Source organism: Vibrio sp. Vb1554 (assembly GCF_033344235.1).
The window spans coordinates 1-2988 of sequence record NZ_JAWPOJ010000071.1 but is presented as its reverse complement, the minus strand read 5'-3'; the positions used below and the strand labels follow the sequence as shown (position 1 = coordinate 2988).

General features: G+C 40.7%; 2 protein-coding genes. Both read right to left on the bottom strand.

The window, feature by feature from the left end:
• Nucleotides 1-186 precede the first annotated feature (186 nt).
• Nucleotides 187-867 (bottom strand): Imm49 family immunity protein, encoded by a 681-nt coding sequence (locus tag R8N28_RS23630; protein WP_225478347.1) that lies wholly within the window; start codon nucleotides 865-867, stop codon nucleotides 187-189.
• Nucleotides 868-1253: 386 nt separating this feature from the next.
• Nucleotides 1254-1754: a flavodoxin family protein gene (locus tag R8N28_RS23620; protein ID WP_206960231.1), complete on the bottom strand. Its 501-nt coding sequence runs from the start codon at nucleotides 1752-1754 to the stop codon at nucleotides 1254-1256.
• Nucleotides 1755-2988: the final 1234 nt, after the last annotated feature.

Here is a 2988-nt window from a genome sequence, read left to right as displayed (position 1 = left end):
GGTCTAACTCCCAATGAATCAGAACGATTATATTGGGAAAACTCTAAAACCGTGGCCAATTTTAGTTGACCACTACAGGTGAGCAACGCAATACCTAAGCCGCCGCAAACCACCTTAATCACTAAATTCAACGCATAGTAAAAATGCCACGCGTTGCGAATCACTCTTAAACAGTTTGTTAACTAACTACGATTTGTAAATATCTAAAAAGCTATAGCTCGGCTCAGGCATATTACGGGTGTAGAACGCTTCTGGAACATAATCCGTTTCAAACCCTAAGCGAAAACCGTATTTCTGGTAAGTAAGCTTTGCCAGTGCCAGTAACGGCATAGCAAAATAGCCTACACGCTCTTCCTTTAACTTTTTTTGACTCCAATACTTGTGGTGCCCTTTGACCGCTTCATACATCGCTTGTTGATATTCCGCTTCACCACAACCTGATTTATTTAGAACTTTTGTCATCACATTAATCGTTGGCAAATCGACAAGGTTAGCGTGTTCAAAGGCTAAACCCTCAAGATACTCAGGAGTACTTACATCAATAAACTTCTGAATTAACGACTTAACGTCACCAGATTTTATTCCGAGCATGACCATTTGGAGCTCAAAGAAGGTACGAGACCGAACATTATACCACTCAGTGTTTGGGTGGTCGGCTAAGTTGGCAAGGTACTCGATGTCACTCACCTGCTCACAGAATAAAGATAGCCAACTCAAATAGGTTAGATATAGCGCACCTTCAAGACCATTGTATTCCTCTTTCTTTGCTACTAGAGTCACCTCCGCTTTAGGGAGCACTACCGAAATCGCCGCGCCATCACTCAATAGCTGTGACTGTACTAATTTAATATCAAAGTACTGATGCATATCCATTGCTCTAAGGCTGGATTCTATGTCCTCAACACTATGGTATAAACTCCCGCTAAGGTAAAGGCCAGTAAGGCTGATGCTCTGTAGATTTATTTTCCCACTTTTATAAGAAAAATTAAAATCATCTAGCAGCCGCTTGCATTTCATTCTACATGGATTAGAGAGCTTTTTTAAGTAATCTGCATGGCAAGCTATTGGTTTAAAGTGTTCTTTTGATGTCATAGAAACATTTCTCTTTAATTTATAAACTAGATCGAAGGAGTTAGTTAACGCCCAGTTAAGGGGTGAAGCACGCAATGACCAAGTTGCCGCATGGCACTTCAACACCAAAACCACCGCATACCAAAAATGCCACGCGTGCTGAATCCCTCTTGAACTGTTTGTTATGTAACATTTTCAATAGCTTGCGCTGCACTACTGGTAACTTTACCCAAATCCGATTCTGATTGTACAGCAAGGTATTCACATCCTTTAAACTCTAACTGCATATAACTCGCTGTCAGTTCAAATGGTTGTACAAAACATGCAGGCAAGTCTAAGTTGTAGCCAGTAGATAACACTGAAATAGATTTATCTTTCAGCTTGCGTCCCAGCTCTTTTTCGATTGTTAGAAGGTCGGATAATCGGTCAAAGAAAACTTTTAGCTGTGCTGACATTGAGTACCAATAAACTGGCGAAGCAAACACCATATGATCAAAACGGAGTAGCTGATGAATAATTAGAAGAAAATCATCTTTGCTATTTTCATGCTCATAGTCGTAAAAACTGATATCGAAATCAGATAGATCAAACAGTTTTGCATCTGACTGCTCTACGAATGATTCGACTAGTTTTCGCGTATTACCATCAGATTTTGAAGTACCTAATATGACTCCGATTTTCATCGAGCCTCCATGTTACATAACGCCCTGTTAAGGGGTGAGCAACGCAATACCGAAGCCGCCGCATACCACCTTAATCACTTAAACCAACGCATAGTGAAAATGCCACGCGTTGCGAATCCCTCTTAAACAGTTTGTTAACTGAGCGCCTTTCAGTTTTCGCCGATCTTACAGCCACTTTAGCCAAAGCTGGTTTTCCTAATTAATGATTAGTAAAGCTAACTCAAATATGTATTTAACTAAAAGATTACCGTTTACCTTTAGTTTGAAATGCGTCTCACAACACCATACTTCGGCGATGTAAGTGCGCCGAACTAATCGCGAATGCCTTATATTATTAGAAGGCTTTGTGCCGCCTTTCTCATGAGAAAACTTAAGTACCAAATTGAATTAGTCGCATTAGCTTAATTAAGGGAACCGACCAAACACGCTAAACCTCTGAACCTAGTAACGGTATCAATGTGCTTTCATATTTTCTGCGCCAGTTAACGCCTTGCTAAGGTGTGAGTAACGCAATACAAAAGCTACCGCACAGCGCCTTAATCACTATAAGCCACCGCAAAGTAAAAATGCCACGCGTTACGAATCACTCTTAAGCAATTTGTTAGTACATGCGCTACTTCTATTTATGCGCTCCAAGATATTGAAAACTAGCATGATATGAAAGGTTTTGAACACTGAAGTGAGACGGGCAGCTACAAAACTTAATTCCAATTGAAAGACGAAAGTTGGCTAGAAGAAAAACGCACTGAACTGCTCTACTTCCACTTGCTTCAAATTAGAAAAGGATTCGATCCTCGCACTTTGATGGCAACACCCAACGAACGACAAGATTAACTCAGGAAGTACAACGAAAACGAAGAAGCGCCAAAGAAATAGGCTAAGAGTTAGAGACCGTAAACGGTGAAATCAAAGCAAACACTCCGCATATAGTGCCACCGGAAAGAACGTGACAGGTAAAAACTGAAAGGTGTAAAGACGAGCGCGAAAACAGATAAACACCAAAACTTATGACCTTTGACGTCAAACCCGTACTAACGCCCAATTAAGGTGTGAGGCACACAATACGATGCTCCCGCATACCACCTTAATCACTAAAACCAATGCATAGTAAAAATGCCACGCGTGCCGAATCACTCTTAAATTGTTTGTTAGTTGCCCATCTCAAAGCCTAGTGCTAACATTTGTACACACACCAACAAAGGAATACATCATGGACACTAGAATTCAATTTCGT